Below are 16,934 nucleotides of genomic sequence, written 5' to 3'. Positions count from 1 at the left end.
CCACGCCCGGACCGTGGCTCGTCGGACATCGGCGGGTGCGCACGCCACGATGGGGATTACGCTCGTCGGACGATGACGTACCTCGACCACGCGGCCACCACGCCGATGCTGCCCGTGGCCGTCGCCGCCTACACCGAGGCGCTCGGCCGCGTCGGCAACCCCTCGTCGCTGCACACGGCGGGCCGTCGCGCGCGGCGTGACGTCGAGGAGGCCCGCGAGACGATCGCCGGGGCCGTCGGTGCGCTGCCCACCGAGGTCGTCCTGTCGACCGGGGGCACCGAGGGCGACAACCTCGCCGTCAAGGGCCTCTACTGGGCGCGCCGGGCCGCCGACGCGCGGTGCACGCGCGTGGTCGTCTCCGCCGTCGAGCACCACGCCGTCCTGGACGCCGCGGAGTGGCTGGCCTCGCACGAGGGCGCCACGCTGGTCGTGCTGCCGGTGGACGCGGTCGGCCGGGTGACCCCCGAGGTCCTGCGGACCGAGCTCGCGGCCCACGGCGACCGGACCGCGCTGGTCAGCGTGATGTGGGCGAACAACGAGGTCGGGACGGTCAACGACGTCCGCGCCCTCGCCGAGGTGGCCCACGAGTTCGGGGTGCCGCTGCACACCGACGCCGTGCAGGCCGTCGGCTCCCTGCCCGTCGACTTCGCCGCCTCCGGCGCGGACGCGCTGTCGCTGACCGGGCACAAGCTCGGCGGGCCGGTCGGGGTCGGGGCGCTGCTGCTGCGCCGGGACGCGGTCTGCGTGCCCCTGCTGCACGGCGGCGGGCAGGAGCGCGACGTGCGGTCCGGGACGCTCGACGTGGCCGGGACGGTGGCCCTGGCGTCGGCGGTCGAGGCCGCCGTGGACGCGGTGCCGCGGCGCACCGTCGAGCTCGCGGCGTTGCGCGACGACCTGGTGGCCCGGCTGATCGAGGTCGTCCAGGACGCCACGCTGAACGGGGTGGCGCTGGACGCGCCGGCGGTGAACGGCGGCCCGGCGCGGCTGGCGGGCAACGCGCACCTGTCGTTCCCCGGCTGCGAGGGCGACAGCCTGCTCATGCTGCTCGACGCGCACGAGATCGAGTGCTCGACCGGCTCGGCGTGCACGGCCGGCGTCGCCCGGCCGTCGCACGTGCTGATCGCGATGGGGGTCGACGAGGCCGCGGCCCGCGGCTCGCTGCGGTTCTCCCTGGGGCACTCGTCGACCCCGGCCGACGTCGACGCCGCCGTCGCCGCCATCGGTCCCGTGGTGGAGCGGGCCCGGGGAGCGATGGCCCGGTCATGAGGGTGCTCGCGGCCATGAGCGGCGGCGTCGACTCGGCGGTCGCGGCCGCACGGGCGAAGGACGCCGGCCACGACGTCGTCGGGGTGCACCTCGCGCTCTCGGCGAAGCCCGCGACGATGCGCGAGGGCGCCCGCGGGTGCTGCTCGGTGGAGGACTCCCGCGATGCGCGGCGCTGCGCCGACGTCCTCGACATCCCGTTCTACGTCTGGGACATGGCCGAGCGGTTCCGCGAGGACGTCGTCGAGCCGTTCGTCGCCGAGTACGCCGCCGGACGCACCCCGAACCCGTGCCTGCGGTGCAACGAGAAGATCAAGTTCACGGCGGTGCTGGACCGGGCGACCGCGCTGGGCTTCGACGCGGTCGCGACGGGGCACTACGCGCGCCTGACCGACGGGGTGCTGCGGCGGGCGGCGGATCCGGAGAAGGACCAGTCGTACGTGCTGGGCGTGCTCACGGCGGACCAGCTCGCGCACGCGATGTTCCCGCTCGGCGACTCGCCCAAGTCCGAGGTCCGCGCGGAGGCCGCCCGCCGGGGGCTCGTCGTCGCGGAGAAGCCGGACAGCCACGACATCTGCTTCATCCCGTCCGGCGACACCCGGGGGTTCCTGTCCTCCCGGATCGACGAGGCGCCGGGGGACCTCGTCGACGCGGTCTCCGGAGCGGTCCTGGGGTCGCACGGCGGGGTGCAGAACTTCACCGTCGGGCAGCGGCACGGGCTCGGCCTCGACCGCCCCGCCCCCGACGGCCGGCCGCGGTACGTGCTGGGGATCGAGCCGGTGTCGCGGCAGGTGCAGGTGGGCCCGGTCGAGTCGCTGGACGTGGTGGCGCTGTCGACCGAGGCGCCGGTGTGGCACGGCCCGCGCGGGTCGGTGAGCGACGTGACGGTGCAGGTGCGCGCGCACGGCGGGGTCGCGCCGGCCTCGGTCGAGATTCGTGACGACGGGCTGTCGGTCACGTTGGGCGCGCCCCTGCGCGGGGTGGCGCCCGGGCAGGCGGTGGTCGTCTACGAAGGTGACCGCGTCCTCGGCTCGGCGACGATCTCCGCGACGTCCTGACGGCGGGTCCCGCCGATCTTCAGTGGCACGAGGTGCCCTCAGGGTGCCCCGGCGCCACTGAAGTCCGAGCCGCCGGAGCCGCGGTCGACCTCCCCGGCCGCGCCGACCCGCCGTCGGGAAGCAGTCACCCTATGATCGGCGCCCATGGGCTTCGAGGCCGAGAACATCCGCGACTGGCTGGGCAAGAAGGTCGTCGACCCGAGCGGGTCGAAGATCGGTGACCTGGAGGCGGTGTACTACGACACCGCCACCGACGAGCCCGCCTTCGTCACCGTGACGACCGGGATCTTCTCGGGCAAGCGCCTCGTGTTCGTGCCGCTGCACGGGGCTAAGGTCCACCCCGACCACGTCAAGGTCACCGTGGACAAGGACCTCGCGAAGGACGCCCCGTCGATCGACACCGACGGCGAGCTGCCGGTCTCGGACGAGCCCGCGATCTTCGAGCACTACGGCATCACGCCGGCCGCGGGCACCGGGCGGCGGCTGGCACGGCGCTGAGCACGACCCTGAGCATCGACGAGGTCGCCGGGGAACCGCGGGCGACGCTGCGCGAGGCGCTGGCGAGCGTCCGTACCCGCCGTCGGGACGACGGGGACCTCGAGCTGACCGGCGACATCGCCCCGGAGCTCGCGGAGGCCCTGCTCCGGGCCCTCGCCAGGGTCGGCGACGAGCTGCGGACCGACGACGAGGCCCGCGGCGCGGAGCCCCGCAGCGGAGGGCAGTTGCAGGCCGACGCCTTCGTCGCCCTCCTGCTGCGGGTCACCGATCCTCAGCCCTGACGCGCCTTCCACTTCGGGTTCTGCTTGTTGATCACCAGGACCCGGCCGTGGCGGCGCACCACGGACGACCCCGGCTTCTGCTTCAACGCCTTCAGCGACGCACGGACCTTCATCCCGGTCTCCTCACCAACTCGACTTCGTGACACCGGGCAGGTAGCCGGCGTGGGCGTACTCGCGGAGCCGCACGCGCGACAGCCCGAACGCCCGCAGGTGGCCCCGCGGCCGTCCGTCGACCGCGTCCCGGTTGCGCACGCGGGTCGCGCTCGCGTCGCGCGGCTGGCGGGCCAGCTCGGCGACGGCGGCCGCGCGCGCGGAGTCCGACGACGACGGGTGCCGCACGATCTCCTTCAGCTCCGCCCGGCGGGCGGCGAACCGCGCCACGATCTCCCGACGGCGGTCGTTCGCGACGATCTTGCTCCGCTTCGCCATCAGATCCTCTCCCCGGCCGCGCGCATCCGGGCCACCACCGACTCGATGCCGTCCCGGTCGACCGTCCGGATCCCCTTCGGCGACAACCGCAGCCGCACCCACCGCTTCTCCGAGGGCAGCCAGAAGCGCTTCTGCTGCACGTTGACCCGGAACCAGCGGTTCGTGCGCACGTGCGAGTGCGAGACGTTCTTCCCCGATGAGGGGGCTCGCCCGGTGACCTGACAGCGCCGGCTCATCGGGCCGTGGACGTGTAGGGGAGCAGCGCCATCTCGCGCGCGGTCTTGATCGCGGAGGCGACCTGGCGCTGCTGCTGCCCGGTCAGGCCCGCGACCCGTCGGGACCGGATCTTGCCCCGGTCCGAGACGAAGGTCCGCAGCAGCGTCGTGTCCTTCCAGTCGACCGTGGTCAGACCGCGCTGGTGCAGCGGGTTCGCCTTCTTCCGGGCGGGCCGTCCCACCCGCCCGGCGGCCATCAGCGCTCCTCGCGGAAGTCGACGTGCCGCCGGACCTGCGGGTCGTACTTGCGCAGCACGAGCCGGTCGGGGTCGTTGCGGCGGTTCTTGCGGGTGACGTAGGTCGTCCCGGTCCCGGCCGTCGAGCGCATCTTGACGACCGGTCTCACCTCGTTGCGGGCCACTGCTCCTCCATCGTGTTGATACCGATTATCATTAACGTTAGCCGACCGAGGAGGATTCCCTGATGCCGGACCCGTTGCTGATCGTCTGCGGGGTCGACCGCGACGCCGTGCTCGCGACCGGAGAGGCCGCCGCGGCCGCGGACCCGCGGACGGTGCTCGTCGTCCACGACCTGCGCCGACTCGGCGAGGGCGTCGTCACGCGCGCGGTGCACCACGAGGGCCGCTGGACGACGACCGCCCTCGAGCTCGCGCACGGCTGTGTCTCCTGCACGTTGCGCGAGGACCTGCTGCCGCTGCTGCTGGAGCTGGCCGACGACGACGGGGTCGGGCGCGTGGTGCTGCTGCTGGACCCGGGCATGGAGCCCGAACCGGTGTGCGAGGCGCTCGCGCACGTCGTGCCGGATGGGCGGGAGGGCCCGGTCACCGACGTCCTCGACCTCGTCGGGGTCGTCGCGGTGCTCGACGGCGAGCGCTGGCTCGACGACGCCGGCTCCGACGACGCGCTGGCCGACCGCGGCCTGGCCCTCACCGACGACGACGACCGCACCGTCGCGCAGATCGTGGTGGGTCACGCGGAGTTCGCGGACGTGCTGCTCGTGGTGGGCGGCCCGGAGCCGTGGGAGCGGGTCCGGCGCGACGCCGTCCTGGCGCGGCTCGCCCCACAGGCACGCCGGCTGGACGCCTCCGGCGCGGCCGAGGTCCCCGACGTCACCCCCGTCCTCGCCGAGCTGCACCCGGACGCGCGCCGCGGGGTCCCGGACGACCCGCACGGCCCGTTGCTGCGCGGTCAGCCGCCACTGACGCGGGACGTCGGGGTGTCGCTGCTGCACGTGGGTCTGCGGCGTCCGTTCCACCCGCAGCGCCTGCACGAGGCGTTCGACGTGCTGCTCACCGGGACGGTGCGGGTGCGCGGGCGGGTCTGGGTGGCGTCGCGACCGGAGCACGCGCTGTGGATCGAGTCCGCGGGCGGCGGGCTGCAGATCGGCATGGCCGGTCGGTGGCTCGCGGACTCCCTCGCCTGGGACGACGTCGACGAGGTGCGGCGCGCGTCGGCGTCGCTGCGGTGGGACGAGCGCTGGGGCGACCGCGAGCAACAGCTCGTGGTGCTGGTCCATGACGCCGAGCCCGCGGACGTCGTCGCCGCCCTCGACCTGGCACTGCTGACCGACGACGAGCTCGCCCTCGGCGAGGACGCGTGGCGTGCGTTCCCCGACCCCTTCGGCACCACCCACACCGATCCGTGCGACGAGCTCGAGGGGCCGGTCGTCCCGAGCGAGCAGCGAGGAGAGCAGGCATGAGGAGCGACATCCACCCGACCTACGGACCCGTCGTCGTGCGCGACCAGACCAGCGGGGAGACCTTCCTGACGAGGTCCACGGTGGTCGGGACGCGGGACCTCCCGACGATCACGTGGACCGACGGCGAGACGTACCCGGTGCTCGACGTCGAGATCTCCTCGTCGTCGCACCCGGTCTGGACCGGCACGGCGCGACCGGTCGAGCGCGGCGGCCAGGTGGAGAAGTTCAACCGGCGCTACGGGGGTCGCAGCGGAGCGGAGCTCGACCCTCGGGACGGGCGGCGTCGATGACGGGCGTGACGGTCGTGGCGTGCGGAGTCGCCGACTGCCCCCATGCCGCGGCCGCTCCGAGCGAGTGCGACGACGAGCTCCGTGCGGCGATCCGAGCGACCCCGCACGGTGTGCTCGTGCGGTCGGGGTGCCTGCAGGGCTGCTCGACGGGGACGTCCTCGGCCGGCGCGACCGTGCTCGTCCAGCCCTGCGACACCCACCGGCGGCCGACCGGTCCGGCACTCGTGGTCGGACCGCTGCACGAGCCGGCAGACGTCGCCGAGTGCTGTGCCTGGCTCCGGGCCGGCGCACCGGCGCCCGCCCCGTCGCACCTGGTGGCCGGCGTGCTGTCCGGCTGACCGGATGCCGCGATCGAGGGTCCGGGTCGGGTGCACCGGATCACCGCGTGTGCAGCATCTCGGCGATCAGGTCGAGGAGTGCGCCCGCCTCGGCTGCGGTGCCCGGGCGGGCGCGGAGCCGGTGCGCGACGTCCGGACGCGCTTCGGCGGACACCAGGTCGACGACGTGTTCGAGCCGGTGTGCGACGGGCAGCCAGTCGGCCGCGGCCCGGGCGGGATCCGGCTCGGTGACATCGCGTCCGAGTTGCTCGCGCCACCTGTGGGCCCGGTGGTAGGCCGCGTCCGCGGTCGTCCGACCGGGCCGCTCGGCGTACTCCGCCAGCGCGACAGTAGCGCGCGCGAATTCCCCGGACTGGTCATGGAGCCCGCGTCGCGGCCAGAGGAGCACCCCCACCACGAGGGCGACCGCACAGCCGACCACCGTGTCCACCAGACGAGCCCACGGATCGAATCCCGCGGGCGAGGTCAGCGCGGTGCTGAACAGCGCCGACCCGGTGATGCCGGCGACCGCCACTCCGTACGAGCGGGTGGCGCCGAAGGCGGCCGATCCCAGCGACAGCGCAGCCACCACGGCGATCGCGACCGGCGAGGACACCATCTCGAGCAGTCCGGCGACGACGGCGACCCCGACCACCGTCCCGAGGAGCCGGTGCACCGACCGGACCAGCACCGACCCGTACTCGGGTCGCACGACCACCGCGACCGTCAGCGGGATCCAGAAGGCGTGGGCAGGGGAGTGCAGCAGGAGGGCCACGCACGTCGCCACACCCACACAGGCGCCGACGCGGGCGCCGGACCACAGCGCCGCAGGCTCCAGCGCCGGCCGGACGACCGATCGCCATCGAGGGGGCCTGTCGTCCGACGGCTGGTCCCGAGCATCCATCGCCGCGGAACGCCACCGCCGGGCGAGCTCGCTGCGGGTGGCGAGGTCGGCGGTCGGCACGGCCGCGAGGCGCGCCGCTTCGACGGCCGCTTCCCGCGCGCCCGCCCAGTCGGCACGACCGGCAGGACGCCTGCGATACCCCACGACCGCCTCGTGCGCGGTCGCCCAGGCCTCGGCGAGACGGTGACGAGCGGAGTCCTCGTCCGGAGCCAGCACCAGATCGGCCGCGGCATCCCACACCGCTGCGACGGCCCGACGGGTGTCGTGCCGACCGAGAGTCGCGGACTCGGCGAGCGCGAACGCGAGCACCACCGTGCTGCCCAGGAGGTACGCGAGGACGGGCTCCCACCACGGCACCGGAAGCCTGTCGAACTGTGCGTAGGCCACGCCGACGACGGCCATGAGTGCCGCCCCGGTGGAGGCGGGTCCGATCCGGCCGAGGGCCCCGGCCACGAACCCGACACCGGCCGCCGTCGGCACCACCCATCCCGCCGTTGCCGGGACGAGGGCTCCCAGGGCCATGCCCGCGGCGGCCCCGACGGCCTGACCCGCGACCCGCGCCGTTCGGGACCGAGCCCCACCGGAACCCACGAAGCTGACGGCGCAGGCGACCCCGAGGTACGCGATGCCGCCGACGGACGGATCGGAGACCGCGACCGCGAGACCGAGCACGACGGCGGCCGCGGCGGTGGCCCGCAGACCGGGCAGGACACCCCAACGATCCGGCAGCGGGCGGAGCGCCGCCCGCACCGGAAGAGGAACGCGCATGAGCACGGTGGACCGGACACCCTCGGAAGCGGACCGTCAGCCGGCGAGCGCCGATGGCCGCCGGACCGATGCGGGTGCCACGTCACCGATCTTCGCTGCGAGATATCCGTCGACGACCTCCTGGTCGGCCGTCGCCGAGACCAGGCCGAGGTAGCCGTCCGGCCGGACGAGCGCCATGCCGTCGCCGAGGCCGAGTGGGTCGGTCGCCGAGTCGAGAACGATGACGGTCCCGATCTCGCCCAACCGGAGTTGCGCTGATCTGTTCCTGGTGAGCAGGAGGAAACCGGGCCGGGCCAGGAGCGACTCCACCGAGACGGGCGTGCCGTCGGCGTCCCGGAGCTCTGCGGGGTCCGGGCAGTGCTCACCCGCTGGCAACGCGCCACCTCGCTGGACACCCAGCGGCCCTCGGGGGTATCCGATGGTGATCTCGGCCATCCTCGTTGCGGCAGCGGCGGCGACCCGGCGCGAGTGTCCGGCCACGAAGTAGACGGCATCGCGGAGCAGCCCCAGCAGGCCGGTCGCCGCGCCGAGGTCGGTCAGCACGGTCGTCTGCCTGACGACGGCGGCGCCGACCGGGTGTCGTTCGGCCTGGTAGGTGTCGAGCAGGGCCTCGTCGGCGACGCCGCGGACGACGAGCGCGAGCTTCCATGCCAGGTTGGCGGCGTCCTGCACCCCGGTGTTCATGCCCTGCGCGCCGGCGGGACTGTGGACGTGTGCGGCATCGCCCGCGAGGAAGACCCGTCCGTGCCGGTAGGAGGAGACCTGCGCGTGGTGCACCTCGAAGTAGGTCAGCCAGCGCGGGTGGTGCGCCTGGACCCGGCCGCCCATGCGGGTCTCGGCGAGGGCCTGGATCTGCTCCATCGTGGGTCCGGCCGGGTCGGTGCCGTCGACCAGGAACATGAGCCGAGCACGGTGGCCCGCCAGCGGGAACACCATCGCCATACCGTCGGGGTGGGTGAACATGTGGATGAGGTCGCGGCTCAGTGAGGTGTCGATGTCCACGTCGGCCATCGCGAAGTGCTGTCCCTGGAACGATCCGTGCAGCTGCTCGCCGACGAGCCGGCGCACGGCGCTGTGACCGCCGTCCGCGCCGACGACCCAGCCCACCCGGTCGGTGCGCCCGTCCGAGAAGGTCACGTCGACACCGAGGGTGTCCTGGGTGAGCCCGGTCAGCGCGACCCCGCGTTCGATGCTCACGCCGAGTTCGGTGGCCCGCTCGGTGAGGACGGCCTCGGTGTCGGGCTGGGCCACGTCGAGGACGTAGGGGTGTCGGGTCGGGACGTCGGCGAGGTCCATGCGGGCCCGGAGGTGCCCGGTGCGCCCGTCGGACATCTGGAGGGCGGCGATGCGGCGGCCGCGAGCCTCCAACCGGGGCAGGACGCCGAGTGCCGCGAACATCTCCAGGCTGCGGGCGTGGACGCCGACGGCCCGGGATTCGGTGGTCGGTGCGGCGAGTTTCTCGACGACGCGGACGTCGACGCCGAGTCGGGCGAGCTGGCAGGCGGCGGTGAGGCCGACGGGGCCGGCTCCGACGACGAGTACACGGGTGGTCATGACGATCTCCTCTGGGTCGAGTGGTCAGCCGGCGAACGCGGACCGGAGGGCGGTCTGCTGGGCCGGGTCGAGGCGGTGGACGAACAGTTCGACGTCGTGGTCGGCGAGCGCGACGCGCAGCCGGTCGGTGGCGTCGTGGTCGGTCAGGACGAACAGTGCCGACGTGCCGGGTCCGATCCGGGCGCGGAGCCGGCGGAGGAGGCCGTCGGAGAGGCCGACGTCCGGTGCGCTGGTGCCGGGCTCGGGCAACAGGAGCGCCAGGGCGAACAGGAGACCCCAGAACGCCCCGGAGAGCGCGGCCGTGCCGTCCACGGTGCCGGTCTGGTAGGTGCGGGGACGTCGTTCGGCAACGTCCCACGCGACGAGCGCGGCGTCGTCGATGGCGATCCGCCCGCGGTGCTGGAGCCGTTCCAGGATGCGGAGCGCACCCTCCGCGCCGTCGACGGTCTCGTAGCGCCAGATGCTCAACGTGGTCATCTCCGGGCTCCTCTCGGGCTGGGACCACCGTGGTCCGGGTGACTTCAACCGGTCTGCAACCCGGGCCTACGGCCGGCGACCTGGTGCATCCGGGCCTGCAGGAACGTCACGTCGGGGCGTGCTGCGGCGGCGGAGACCTCCGCGCGCAGCCGGGTGAGCCGGCTGTCGTCGGCCACGCCGGCCGCCAGGATCGCCGGGCGCATGTTGTCCAGCAGCTGCACGAGGAACCGCTTCTCGTGGGGCTCGGTCATCCTGTTGACCACGGTGTGCTCGGTGACGTCGACGAGCCCTGCGGCACGCAGGTGCGTGGCGAGGCGCGGCCCGATGGCGGGGTCGCCGCCGTGGCTGCGGACGGTGGCGCTGTAGACCTCGGCCAGTTCCGTCAGTGCGGGGACGTGGGGTTCGCCGCCGAGCGTGGGGCTGAAGAGGTCCTCCACGGCGACCACGCCGCCCGGACGCACCGCGGCGCACATCGCGCGCACCACGGCCATCGGGTCGACGAGGTGGCTGAGCAGGAGTCGGCTGCAGGCCAGGTCGAACTCGTCCCGACCCGCGGGCACGGCAGCGTCCTGTACCCGGAAGTCCGCCCCGTCCCGCGTCCGACGGGCGATGGCGACGGCGTCGGGGTCGATGTCGATCCCGACGACGACCCCGCCGCGGCGGGCGAGCGCGTGCGCGATCTGCCCGTCGCCGCAGCCGACGTCGAGCACGGCGGCTCCGGGGCCCGCGCCGCACTCCGCGAGGAACGACAGCGACGCGGCCGCCATGACCTCGGCCTGACGGGCGAGCCGATCGGCGTCGGCGCTGCCGCCCCGGATCGTGTACTCGGTGACGGGATCGTGGCTCATGGGCTCCTCCTCGGGAAGGACACTGACGATGTGGCCGTCGCCTTCAACCTCCCTTCAAGTGCTGCGCGCGGGCCCGCGTCCGACGGCGACGTGGTCACACCCGGCCGACCGCGCGCGATGCACCTCGTGAGCAGGGGAGGAGACCGATGACGGCGACCGCGGAGAGGACGACCGCGCTCCGGATCCGGGACCTCGGTGACCTCGTCGTCGAGGAGAACGGGCAGACCCGCACCGTGCCGACCGGCACGTTGTCCACAGCCCTGGCGCTGCTGGCCGTCCACGCGGGTCGACGCGTCGGCTCCGACACGCTCGCCGATGCGATCTGGGGCGACCGGACCACCTCACGGTCGTCCTCCACCCTCGACTCGCACGTGCTCCGCCTGCGTCGGGTGCTGGAGCCGGAGCGACGGTCGGGCCAGGCCTCGACCACCGTGGTGAACGAGCGCGGTGGCTACCGGCTGATCACCCGCCCGGACCAGGTCGACTCACTGCGGTTCGCCCGGCTCGCCACCGAAGCCGCCGCTCTGCTCGGCCAGGGCGCGTCCGAGCGCGTCCTCCGGCGTACCGAGGAGGCCCTGCGGATGTGGCGCGGTCGCCCGTACGGCACCGCAGCCGACGCCCCCTGGGCCGCGGCCGCGGTGGCGCGCCTGGACGAACTGCACCACCAGGTCCGCGAGACCCACATCGGTGCACTCCTGGACACGGGCGACGTCGCCCGCGCCCTCGTCGAGCTCGAGAGCGCCATCGCGGACCACCCGCTGCGAGAACGACTGTGGGCGTATCGCATCACCGCCTACCAGGCCGCGGGACGGCGCGCCGACGCGCTGCACACGTACTCCGAGGCCCGCACCGTCCTCATCGACGAGCTCGGGCTCGAGCCCGGTCCCGAGCTGCGCAGGCTGCACGCCGCACTCCTGGCCGAGGACACGGCGGCCCCGCCCGCCCGGTCACGGCCACGTCGCGAACCCGTGTCCCGGCCCGGTGCGCTGCACCTGCCCACGGTCAGGACGCCGATCCTCGGGCGGGAGGCGGAGGCGGCCGAGCTGGGTCACCTGGTCGCCGGCCACCCGCTCGTCACCGTCGTCGGCACCGCGGGCTGCGGCAAGACCCGCCTCGCTCTCGAGGTCGCCGCGCGCGCCGCACCGACCTTCACCGACGGCGTCTGGTTCGTCGACCTGACCTCCGCGACTCCGGATCGCGTCCCCGACCTCGTGTCGTCCACGCTCGGCCTCCCCACGCCGGGACCGGCGGACATCGCCGGCATGCTCCGCGACCGGCGCACGCTCGTCGTCCTCGACAACTGCGAGCACGTGCTCGACGCCGTCGCCGAGCTGGTCGACCGCATCCTGGCGACCGGAGGCGAGTCCGCCGTGCTCGCCACGAGCCGGGAGCCGCTCGAGGTCCCCGGCGAACGACTCCGCCCGCTGGCCCCGCTGGCACCCGGGCCCGCGCTCGCGTTGTTCTCCGAACGAGTCGCCGCCACCGGCTCCGAGCAGGCGGACCGCGAGTCGGCCGCCCGCATCGTCGAGGCGGTGGACGGACTGCCGCTGGCGCTGGAACTGGCGGCCGGACGAGCCCGGCTCTTCACGTTGGCCGAGATCGCCACCCAGGTCCGCGCGGACGCCAGCGGCCTGAGCCACACCGGACGTCGGGCCCCCGCACACCACCGATCCCTGCGCGGAGCCATCGACAGCAGCTACCGCGCGCTGCCCGAGGCCGAGGCGGCGCTCCACCGGGCGCTCGGAGTGGTGCCGGGACCGTTCACCGCCGACCTCGCCGCCGCCCTCGCCCAGCACGACGACGTGGCCGACCTGCTCGGCGGACTGGTGCACCGCTCGATGCTCACGGCTGTCGGCGCGCACGGGGGCGCCTCCCGCTTCACCCAGCTCGCGACGTTGCGCAGCCACGCGCAGCACCGGTCCGCCGCGCTCGGCGAGGACCACGCCCCCCGTCGGGACGCCTGGGTCGAGGCCCTCGTCGACCGCCAGCCGCCCTTCGGGTCGACGGCACTCCGGAACTGGCACCGCGAGCTCGACCGTAACCTCCCGGCCCTGCGTGCGACGCTCCAACGCACCCTCGTCGACGCCCCGAGCGCGAGAGGAGTCCGGATCGCCGGCCGGCTCGCGGTGTACTGGACGTTCGGCGCCGGCGCCATCGAGGGGCTGCACTGGGCCCGCACGGCCCGGGCGGTCTGCGAGGAGGACCCGCACCTCGGTAACCCCGCGGATCGGGCGCTCACCGCCCTCGTCCTGGGCAGCAACCTCATGGCGCAGGGCCACCACGAGCCGGGACGGGAGACCCTCCAGGAGGGCATCCGTGCCGCCGCCGGTCTGTCGACCGACGCGGACCTGGTCACCGCCGCCCTGACCCTGGCGACCGGCCCCGCGTTCATGGCCGGGGACACCGGACTGGTCGCCGAGCTCGCCGCCGCGACCCGCTCGCTCGGTGCGGGCCGCCCCGAGCTCGACGTCCTGGTCCGGCACGCCGGCTTCATCGCCCCGTTCCTCACCGGCGAGGACCCCGACATGCTCGTCCGTGTCGTCGACCTGCACCGCGACGCCACCGCGGCGGGCAACCACTACACCGGCTGGGTCGCCGCCGTCTCCGCGGTGCAACTCCTCCTCCCGGCGGGCCGCTTCGACGAGGCACTGAGCTGGGTCCGTCAGGCCGTCACCGACTGCACCGCGATGGGGATGACCGAGAACTTCCTCGTCGCCGAACTCCTCGCGGACTGCCTGGCACTCAGCGGGGACATGGCGGCCGCCTCCCGCGCCCTCGCGATCGCGGAGGCGCAGCACGTCCGGGGCGGGATGCGGTGGCCCACCCTCGAGGTCACCGAGAACCTGCTCGACAGGGTCGTGGGCTCGGTCGGTCGAGACGGTATGGAGCGCGCCCGCACACGCCTGCCCGGCCACAGCCTCGCCGACCTGTGAAGGCACCGGGGAGAGCCGGGGGTCACCCCACCCGTCGCTCCGGCCCTGTCACGCACCCCGCCTGCGGTCGAGGAGCTGCTCGTTGCGGGTGATGGTCCAGGTGACCATGGCGGAGTCGAGATAGGCGCGGACCTCGACCACCGTGGCGCCGGGCTCTGCCGAGTCGAAGCGGCACACCCAGCACAGGACGTAGTCGTACGGCGAACCGTCGAGGGTGGTCGACATGGCCTGGAGCTCGACGACGACGGTCGCCCCGTCGACGACCAGGTTGCGCAGTTCGAGGCGGACCGCATCCCGCATCAGCGGCCGGAGCCGGTCGAAGGTGGCCTCGAGGAAGGCCCGCTTGTCGGTGTAGTGGCCGGCGATGGGATGTGTCCCCGCGACGGTCCAGTCGACGTCGTCGGCGACGCGCTCGAAGAAGGCCGACATGGTGTCGGGGTGGCCGAGGTTCGCGAAGAGCTGCTCACGGTCGGTGCGGAGGTCCATCGGTGCTCCTTCGATCGGTGTGGTGTCGGTTCCGGAGGGTGGTCCTCCGTTCCGTGCCGCCCTGGTCGGTCGGCCACCGAGGAGACGGTCCTGCGGCTCTCTCCACCAGTTCTGCAACTCGGGTTGGAGTCACGGACCGGCGGGGGTACTCCGGGTCAGGCGTGCGGCGCCCCGGTCGGCGCGCCCGAGTCCTCACCGAAGCGCCAGGGCTGCCCGGTCGACTCCAGCACGGCCATCCAGAGGTCGCCGTGCGGGTCGACCTGGTTGCGGCGGCTGACGGCGAGCGACATCGGGATGTGCACGAACCGGCGCCGCACCCGCCCGACCACCATGGCCGTCCGCCCGGACATCGCGGCGTGCACGGCGGCGTGCGAGAGACGAACCGTGTAGACGCTGTCGTACGGGTTCGCCGGGACGCTGCGGATGAGGTAGCTCGGGTCGACGTAGCGCACCGAGGTCTCCGTCCCCGCCGTCGCGAAGTGGTCCTCGATGCGCTCCTTGAGCCAGGGGCCGACGTCCGCGAGCTTGGAGTTGCCCGAGGCGTCGGTGCGCCCGACCGGGTCGAGCAGGTCCTGGCCCGCGCCCTCGGCGACGACGACCACCGCGTGCCCGCGCGTGGACACCCGCCGGCGCAGGTGCTCGAGCAGCCCGGTCTCGCCGTCCAGCTCGAAGGGCACCTCGGGGATCAGCACCGCGTCGGCGTCGGAACGCACCAGCGAGGCGTAGCAGGCGATGAAGCCCGAGTGCCGACCCATGAGCTTGACCAGGCCGATCCCTCCGGGGGTGGCCTTGGCCTCCACCGTCATGGAGCGGATCGCGTCGCTCGCCTCGGCGAACGCCGTCTGGAACCCGAAGCTCTGGTCGATGAACGGGATGTCGTTGTCGATCGTCTTGGGGATCCCGACGACCGCGATGCGCAGGCCCCGCTCGCGGATCACCCGGGCGATCTCCATCGCGCCGCGCATCGTGCCGTCGCCGCCGATCACGAACAGCACGTTGAGGTGCATCTGCTCGAGGCAGTCGACGATCTCCTCGGGGTCCTGCGGGCCGCGGGAGGTGCCGAGGAAGGTGCCGCCGTCGACGGGGGAGTCGCGCACCGTCTCCGGGGTCAGCTCCACGACGTCGTGGCCGTAGGCGGAGACGAAGCCGCGGTAGCCGTTGCGGAACCCGACCACCCGCCGGACCCCGTAGTGGTAGGTCAACGTGCGTACGAGGCCGGCGATCACGTCGTTGAGCCCCGGGCACAGGCCGCCGCAGGTCACGATCCCCGCCCGCGTCTTCGAGGGGTCGAAGTAGATCTGGCGCCGCGGGCCACAGGGCTCGAGGCCGGGCAGGTCCTCCAGCGACGTCCCGCGCGCCCTGATGCCGGCGGCGGTGTCGTCGAGCAGCACCCGGTCGCCGGAGTCGACGTAGTGCTCCGTGGTCCCCCGGCTCGCGTCGAGCAGCGGGGAGAGCGGGGAGGTGATCCGCGCCGGGCCGAGGGTCTCGATGTCGAGGTCGTCGGGCTTGATCTCGTCGGTGGGGCCCACGTCGTCCCCCGCGCTCGCCGTCATCCGACCTCGTCCTCCCGTCGCGTCGGCCCCTCCCACGCCGTCGTCAGATCGGCGCGGGAGCGGGTGGCCTCGATGAGCCGCGCGTTGGGCTCGTCGACGGCCTCGACCCACGCGACGGCCTCGTCGCGGGTCTTGCCGAACCGTACGTGGCGCCCGACGAGCCGCTCGCGCCGCGCGACCTCGTCGGTCTCGTGGAACCACACCTCGTCGAACCGGGCACGCACGGCCCGCCAGGCCGGGTCGTCGAGGAGGAGGTAGTTCCCCTCGCTGACGACCAGCCGGCACGTGGAGGGTACCGGAATCGATCCAGCGATGGGTTGCTCGATCTCGCGGTCGAAGGCGGGCGCATAGACGGTCCCGGACAGGGATCCAGGGCAGCACGCCGATAGGGGACCGCGCAGCCGGCCGAGCAGGGCGGCGTACCCGTCGGCGTCGAACGTGTCCGGGGCACCCTTGCGGTCGCGGCGCCCGAGCCGTTCCAGCTCGACGTCGGCCAGGTGGAACCCGTCCATCGGGACGTGCACCGCCTCCGGCCCGAGCGCCTCGACCAACGCGAGTGCGAGCGTCGTCTTGCCCGCCCCCGGGGCGCCGGCGATGCCGAGGAGGGCGCGCCGGTCCTCGCGCATCAGCCGCCGTGCCCGCGCGACCAGGTCGGACAGGCTCACGACGACGGGTCGAACACGGTGATGCCGGTGTGCTCGAAGTCCCGGACGTTCCGGGTGGCCAGCGTGGCGTTCCGGGCGCGGCAGATGGCGGCGATCTGGGCGTCGGGCACCGAGATCGGCCGGCCCGCCCGGCGACGGGCTGCCACCACGGCGCCGTACTGCTCCGCCGCCGCTCGGTCGAACGGGATCACGGCGCCGTCCAGGCCGTCATCGAGCATCTCCCGCACGTGGCGTGCCTTCATGTCGCGCCGAGCACCGCGTGGCATGACAGCGATGCCCATCTCGATCTCCGCGACCGAGATCGCGGAGACGACGACCTCGCCCGGCTCGGTGGCGTACCAGTCCGCGAGGTGCAGGCTGTGGTCGACCTTCGCAAGGTCGGACAGCACGTTGGTGTCAAGGATGATCACGGGCCCAGATCGACCTCTCGAGGCGGGGAATAGCTGTCCCGAGGGGGGATCGCATCGAAGAGGTCGTCCATCCCGCCTGCCGCCTCGGCGGCCGCCCGGAACCGGGCGAGAGCAGCCCGTCGTCGTTCCAGGCGCGAAGGCCGGACCGCCTCCTCCAGGATCGCCCGCACCTCGGCCTCCATGGAGCGTCCGTTCTCCGCCGCACGCACCCGCAGCCGGGAGCGCACCTCGTCGTCGAGGTCCCGCACGGTGATGGTGGCCATGCC

21 protein-coding genes are annotated in these 16,934 nt (G+C 73.8%); 7 read left to right on the top strand and 14 right to left on the bottom strand.

Annotation, left to right across the window (positions count from 1 at the left end):
* Positions 1–72 precede the first annotated feature (72 nt).
* From WCD74_RS12945 to WCD74_RS12935, 3 genes are all read left to right on the top strand, one after another.
* On the top strand, positions 73–1,266 hold the full coding sequence (locus WCD74_RS12945) for a cysteine desulfurase family protein (protein WP_337695246.1): 1,194 nt from the start codon (positions 73–75) through the stop codon (positions 1,264–1,266).
* Positions 1,263–2,321, top strand: a complete 1,059-nt coding sequence (mnmA, locus tag WCD74_RS12940) for a tRNA 2-thiouridine(34) synthase MnmA (RefSeq protein ID WP_337695245.1) — start codon at positions 1,263–1,265, stop codon at positions 2,319–2,321. The genes WCD74_RS12945 and mnmA overlap by 4 nt, the downstream gene beginning before the upstream one ends.
* A gap of 144 nt (positions 2,322–2,465) precedes the next feature.
* Complete coding sequence (locus tag WCD74_RS12935) at positions 2,466–2,819, top strand: PRC-barrel domain-containing protein (protein WP_337695244.1); 354 nt, start codon at positions 2,466–2,468, stop codon at positions 2,817–2,819.
* 271 nt (positions 2,820–3,090) lie between these two features.
* On the opposite strand, the gene ykgO is transcribed toward WCD74_RS12935, so the two are convergent.
* From ykgO to rpmG, 5 genes are read right to left on the bottom strand one after another with little or no spacing between them, the layout of a single operon-like run.
* Complete coding sequence (gene ykgO, locus WCD74_RS12930; RefSeq protein WP_230738900.1) at positions 3,091–3,213, bottom strand: type B 50S ribosomal protein L36; 123 nt, start codon at positions 3,211–3,213, stop codon at positions 3,091–3,093.
* Positions 3,214–3,223: 10 nt separating this feature from the next.
* Positions 3,224–3,529, bottom strand: a complete 306-nt coding sequence (gene rpsN, locus WCD74_RS12925) for a 30S ribosomal protein S14 (protein ID WP_337695243.1) — start codon at positions 3,527–3,529, stop codon at positions 3,224–3,226.
* Complete coding sequence (rpmB, locus tag WCD74_RS12920) at positions 3,529–3,765, bottom strand: 50S ribosomal protein L28 (RefSeq protein ID WP_337695242.1); 237 nt, start codon at positions 3,763–3,765, stop codon at positions 3,529–3,531. Before rpmB ends, rpsN begins: the two co-directional genes overlap by 1 nt.
* A complete protein-coding gene (rpsR, locus tag WCD74_RS12915; protein ID WP_337695241.1) occupies positions 3,762–4,001 on the bottom strand; it encodes a 30S ribosomal protein S18 in 240 nt (79 codons plus the stop codon). Before rpsR ends, rpmB begins: the two co-directional genes overlap by 4 nt.
* Complete coding sequence (gene rpmG / locus WCD74_RS12910; RefSeq protein WP_337695240.1) at positions 4,001–4,165, bottom strand: 50S ribosomal protein L33; 165 nt, start codon at positions 4,163–4,165, stop codon at positions 4,001–4,003. Before rpmG ends, rpsR begins: the two co-directional genes overlap by 1 nt.
* Positions 4,166–4,227: 62 nt before the next feature.
* On the opposite strand from rpmG, the gene mrf reads away from it, so the two are divergent.
* The 3 genes from mrf to WCD74_RS12895 all read left to right on the top strand — a co-directional run bounded on the left by mrf (position 4,228) and on the right by WCD74_RS12895 (position 6,091).
* Positions 4,228–5,463, top strand: a complete 1,236-nt coding sequence (gene mrf / locus WCD74_RS12905) for a ribosome hibernation factor-recruiting GTPase MRF (RefSeq protein WP_337695239.1) — start codon at positions 4,228–4,230, stop codon at positions 5,461–5,463.
* Entirely contained in the window at positions 5,460–5,753 is a 294-nt protein-coding gene (locus WCD74_RS12900) for a type B 50S ribosomal protein L31 (RefSeq protein ID WP_337695238.1), read from the top strand. Before mrf ends, WCD74_RS12900 begins: the two co-directional genes overlap by 4 nt.
* Before the next feature lie 116 nt (positions 5,754–5,869).
* Entirely contained in the window at positions 5,870–6,091 is a 222-nt protein-coding gene (locus WCD74_RS12895; protein WP_337695237.1) for a hypothetical protein, read from the top strand.
* Positions 6,092–6,131: 40 nt separating this feature from the next.
* On the opposite strand, the gene WCD74_RS12890 is transcribed toward WCD74_RS12895, so the two are convergent.
* From WCD74_RS12890 to WCD74_RS12875, 4 genes are read right to left on the bottom strand one after another with little or no spacing between them, the layout of a single operon-like run.
* The gene (locus WCD74_RS12890; protein WP_337695236.1) at positions 6,132–7,742 is read right to left on the bottom strand and encodes an FUSC family protein; all 1,611 of its coding nucleotides are present in this window, start codon (positions 7,740–7,742) and stop codon (positions 6,132–6,134) included.
* A 36-nt stretch (positions 7,743–7,778) separates the two neighbouring features.
* The gene (locus WCD74_RS12885; RefSeq protein ID WP_337695235.1) at positions 7,779–9,296 is read right to left on the bottom strand and encodes an FAD-dependent monooxygenase; all 1,518 of its coding nucleotides are present in this window, start codon (positions 9,294–9,296) and stop codon (positions 7,779–7,781) included.
* A 24-nt stretch (positions 9,297–9,320) separates the two neighbouring features.
* A complete protein-coding gene (locus tag WCD74_RS12880; RefSeq protein WP_337695234.1) occupies positions 9,321–9,773 on the bottom strand; it encodes a DUF1269 domain-containing protein in 453 nt (150 codons plus the stop codon).
* Positions 9,774–9,817: 44 nt separating this feature from the next.
* On the bottom strand, positions 9,818–10,621 hold the full coding sequence (locus tag WCD74_RS12875; protein WP_337695233.1) for a class I SAM-dependent methyltransferase: 804 nt from the start codon (positions 10,619–10,621) through the stop codon (positions 9,818–9,820).
* A 146-nt stretch (positions 10,622–10,767) separates the two neighbouring features.
* On the opposite strand from WCD74_RS12875, the gene WCD74_RS12870 reads away from it, so the two are divergent.
* Positions 10,768–13,554, top strand: a complete 2,787-nt coding sequence (locus WCD74_RS12870) for an AfsR/SARP family transcriptional regulator (RefSeq protein ID WP_337695232.1) — start codon at positions 10,768–10,770, stop codon at positions 13,552–13,554.
* A 48-nt stretch (positions 13,555–13,602) separates the two neighbouring features.
* Here the strand turns inward: WCD74_RS12870 and WCD74_RS12865 are convergent, their stop codons facing one another.
* The 5 genes from WCD74_RS12865 to WCD74_RS12845 all read right to left on the bottom strand — a co-directional run bounded on the left by WCD74_RS12865 (position 13,603) and on the right by WCD74_RS12845 (position 16,931).
* Entirely contained in the window at positions 13,603–14,040 is a 438-nt protein-coding gene (locus WCD74_RS12865) for a nuclear transport factor 2 family protein (RefSeq protein ID WP_337695231.1), read from the bottom strand.
* A 155-nt stretch (positions 14,041–14,195) separates the two neighbouring features.
* Positions 14,196–15,593 (bottom strand): ATP-dependent 6-phosphofructokinase, encoded by a 1,398-nt coding sequence (locus WCD74_RS12860; protein ID WP_337695230.1) that lies wholly within the window; start codon positions 15,591–15,593, stop codon positions 14,196–14,198.
* Positions 15,590–16,258: a nucleoside/nucleotide kinase family protein gene (locus tag WCD74_RS12855; protein ID WP_373696074.1), complete on the bottom strand. Its 669-nt coding sequence runs from the start codon at positions 16,256–16,258 to the stop codon at positions 15,590–15,592. Before WCD74_RS12855 ends, WCD74_RS12860 begins: the two co-directional genes overlap by 4 nt.
* The gene (locus WCD74_RS12850) at positions 16,255–16,668 is read right to left on the bottom strand and encodes a type II toxin-antitoxin system VapC family toxin (protein ID WP_337695229.1); all 414 of its coding nucleotides are present in this window, start codon (positions 16,666–16,668) and stop codon (positions 16,255–16,257) included. The genes WCD74_RS12855 and WCD74_RS12850 overlap by 4 nt, the downstream gene beginning before the upstream one ends.
* Positions 16,665–16,931 carry a FitA-like ribbon-helix-helix domain-containing protein gene (locus tag WCD74_RS12845; protein WP_337695228.1) on the bottom strand — a complete coding sequence of 89 codons (267 nt, stop codon included), beginning with the start codon at positions 16,929–16,931 and terminating at the stop codon, positions 16,665–16,667. Before WCD74_RS12845 ends, WCD74_RS12850 begins: the two co-directional genes overlap by 4 nt.
* Positions 16,932–16,934 lie beyond the last annotated feature (3 nt).

The organism is Actinomycetospora aurantiaca (assembly GCF_037401875.1).
Lineage (GTDB): Bacteria > Actinomycetota > Actinomycetes > Mycobacteriales > Pseudonocardiaceae > Actinomycetospora > Actinomycetospora aurantiaca.
This window is presented reverse-complemented; position numbering and strand designations above follow the sequence as displayed.

Excerpts from the sequence above, each read along its gene's own strand:
- WCD74_RS12935 (WP_337695244.1), top strand. The coding sequence starts at position 2,466 with ATGGGCTTCGAGGCCGAGAACATCCGCGACTGGCTGGGCAAGAAGGTC.
- WCD74_RS12870 (WP_337695232.1), top strand. The coding sequence starts at position 10,768 with ATGACGGCGACCGCGGAGAGGACGACCGCGCTCCGGATCCGGGACCTC.
- WCD74_RS12900 (WP_337695238.1), top strand. The coding sequence starts at position 5,460 with ATGAGGAGCGACATCCACCCGACCTACGGACCCGTCGTCGTGCGCGAC.
- rpsR (WP_337695241.1), bottom strand. The coding sequence starts at position 4,001 with ATGGCCGCCGGGCGGGTGGGACGGCCCGCCCGGAAGAAGGCGAACCCG.
- WCD74_RS12860 (WP_337695230.1), bottom strand. The coding sequence starts at position 15,593 with ATGACGGCGAGCGCGGGGGACGACGTGGGCCCCACCGACGAGATCAAG.
- WCD74_RS12885 (WP_337695235.1), bottom strand. The coding sequence starts at position 9,296 with ATGACCACCCGTGTACTCGTCGTCGGAGCCGGCCCCGTCGGCCTCACC.
- mnmA (WP_337695245.1), top strand. The coding sequence starts at position 1,263 with ATGAGGGTGCTCGCGGCCATGAGCGGCGGCGTCGACTCGGCGGTCGCG.
- WCD74_RS12945 (WP_337695246.1), top strand. The coding sequence starts at position 73 with ATGACGTACCTCGACCACGCGGCCACCACGCCGATGCTGCCCGTGGCC.
- WCD74_RS12875 (WP_337695233.1), bottom strand. The coding sequence starts at position 10,621 with ATGAGCCACGATCCCGTCACCGAGTACACGATCCGGGGCGGCAGCGCC.
- rpmB (WP_337695242.1), bottom strand. The coding sequence starts at position 3,765 with ATGAGCCGGCGCTGTCAGGTCACCGGGCGAGCCCCCTCATCGGGGAAG.
- WCD74_RS12845 (WP_337695228.1), bottom strand. The coding sequence starts at position 16,931 with ATGGCCACCATCACCGTGCGGGACCTCGACGACGAGGTGCGCTCCCGG.
- ykgO (WP_230738900.1), bottom strand. The coding sequence starts at position 3,213 with ATGAAGGTCCGTGCGTCGCTGAAGGCGTTGAAGCAGAAGCCGGGGTCG.
- rpsN (WP_337695243.1), bottom strand. The coding sequence starts at position 3,529 with ATGGCGAAGCGGAGCAAGATCGTCGCGAACGACCGCCGTCGGGAGATC.
- mrf (WP_337695239.1), top strand. The coding sequence starts at position 4,228 with ATGCCGGACCCGTTGCTGATCGTCTGCGGGGTCGACCGCGACGCCGTG.
- WCD74_RS12865 (WP_337695231.1), bottom strand. The coding sequence starts at position 14,040 with ATGGACCTCCGCACCGACCGTGAGCAGCTCTTCGCGAACCTCGGCCAC.
- WCD74_RS12880 (WP_337695234.1), bottom strand. The coding sequence starts at position 9,773 with ATGACCACGTTGAGCATCTGGCGCTACGAGACCGTCGACGGCGCGGAG.
- WCD74_RS12890 (WP_337695236.1), bottom strand. The coding sequence starts at position 7,742 with ATGCGCGTTCCTCTTCCGGTGCGGGCGGCGCTCCGCCCGCTGCCGGAT.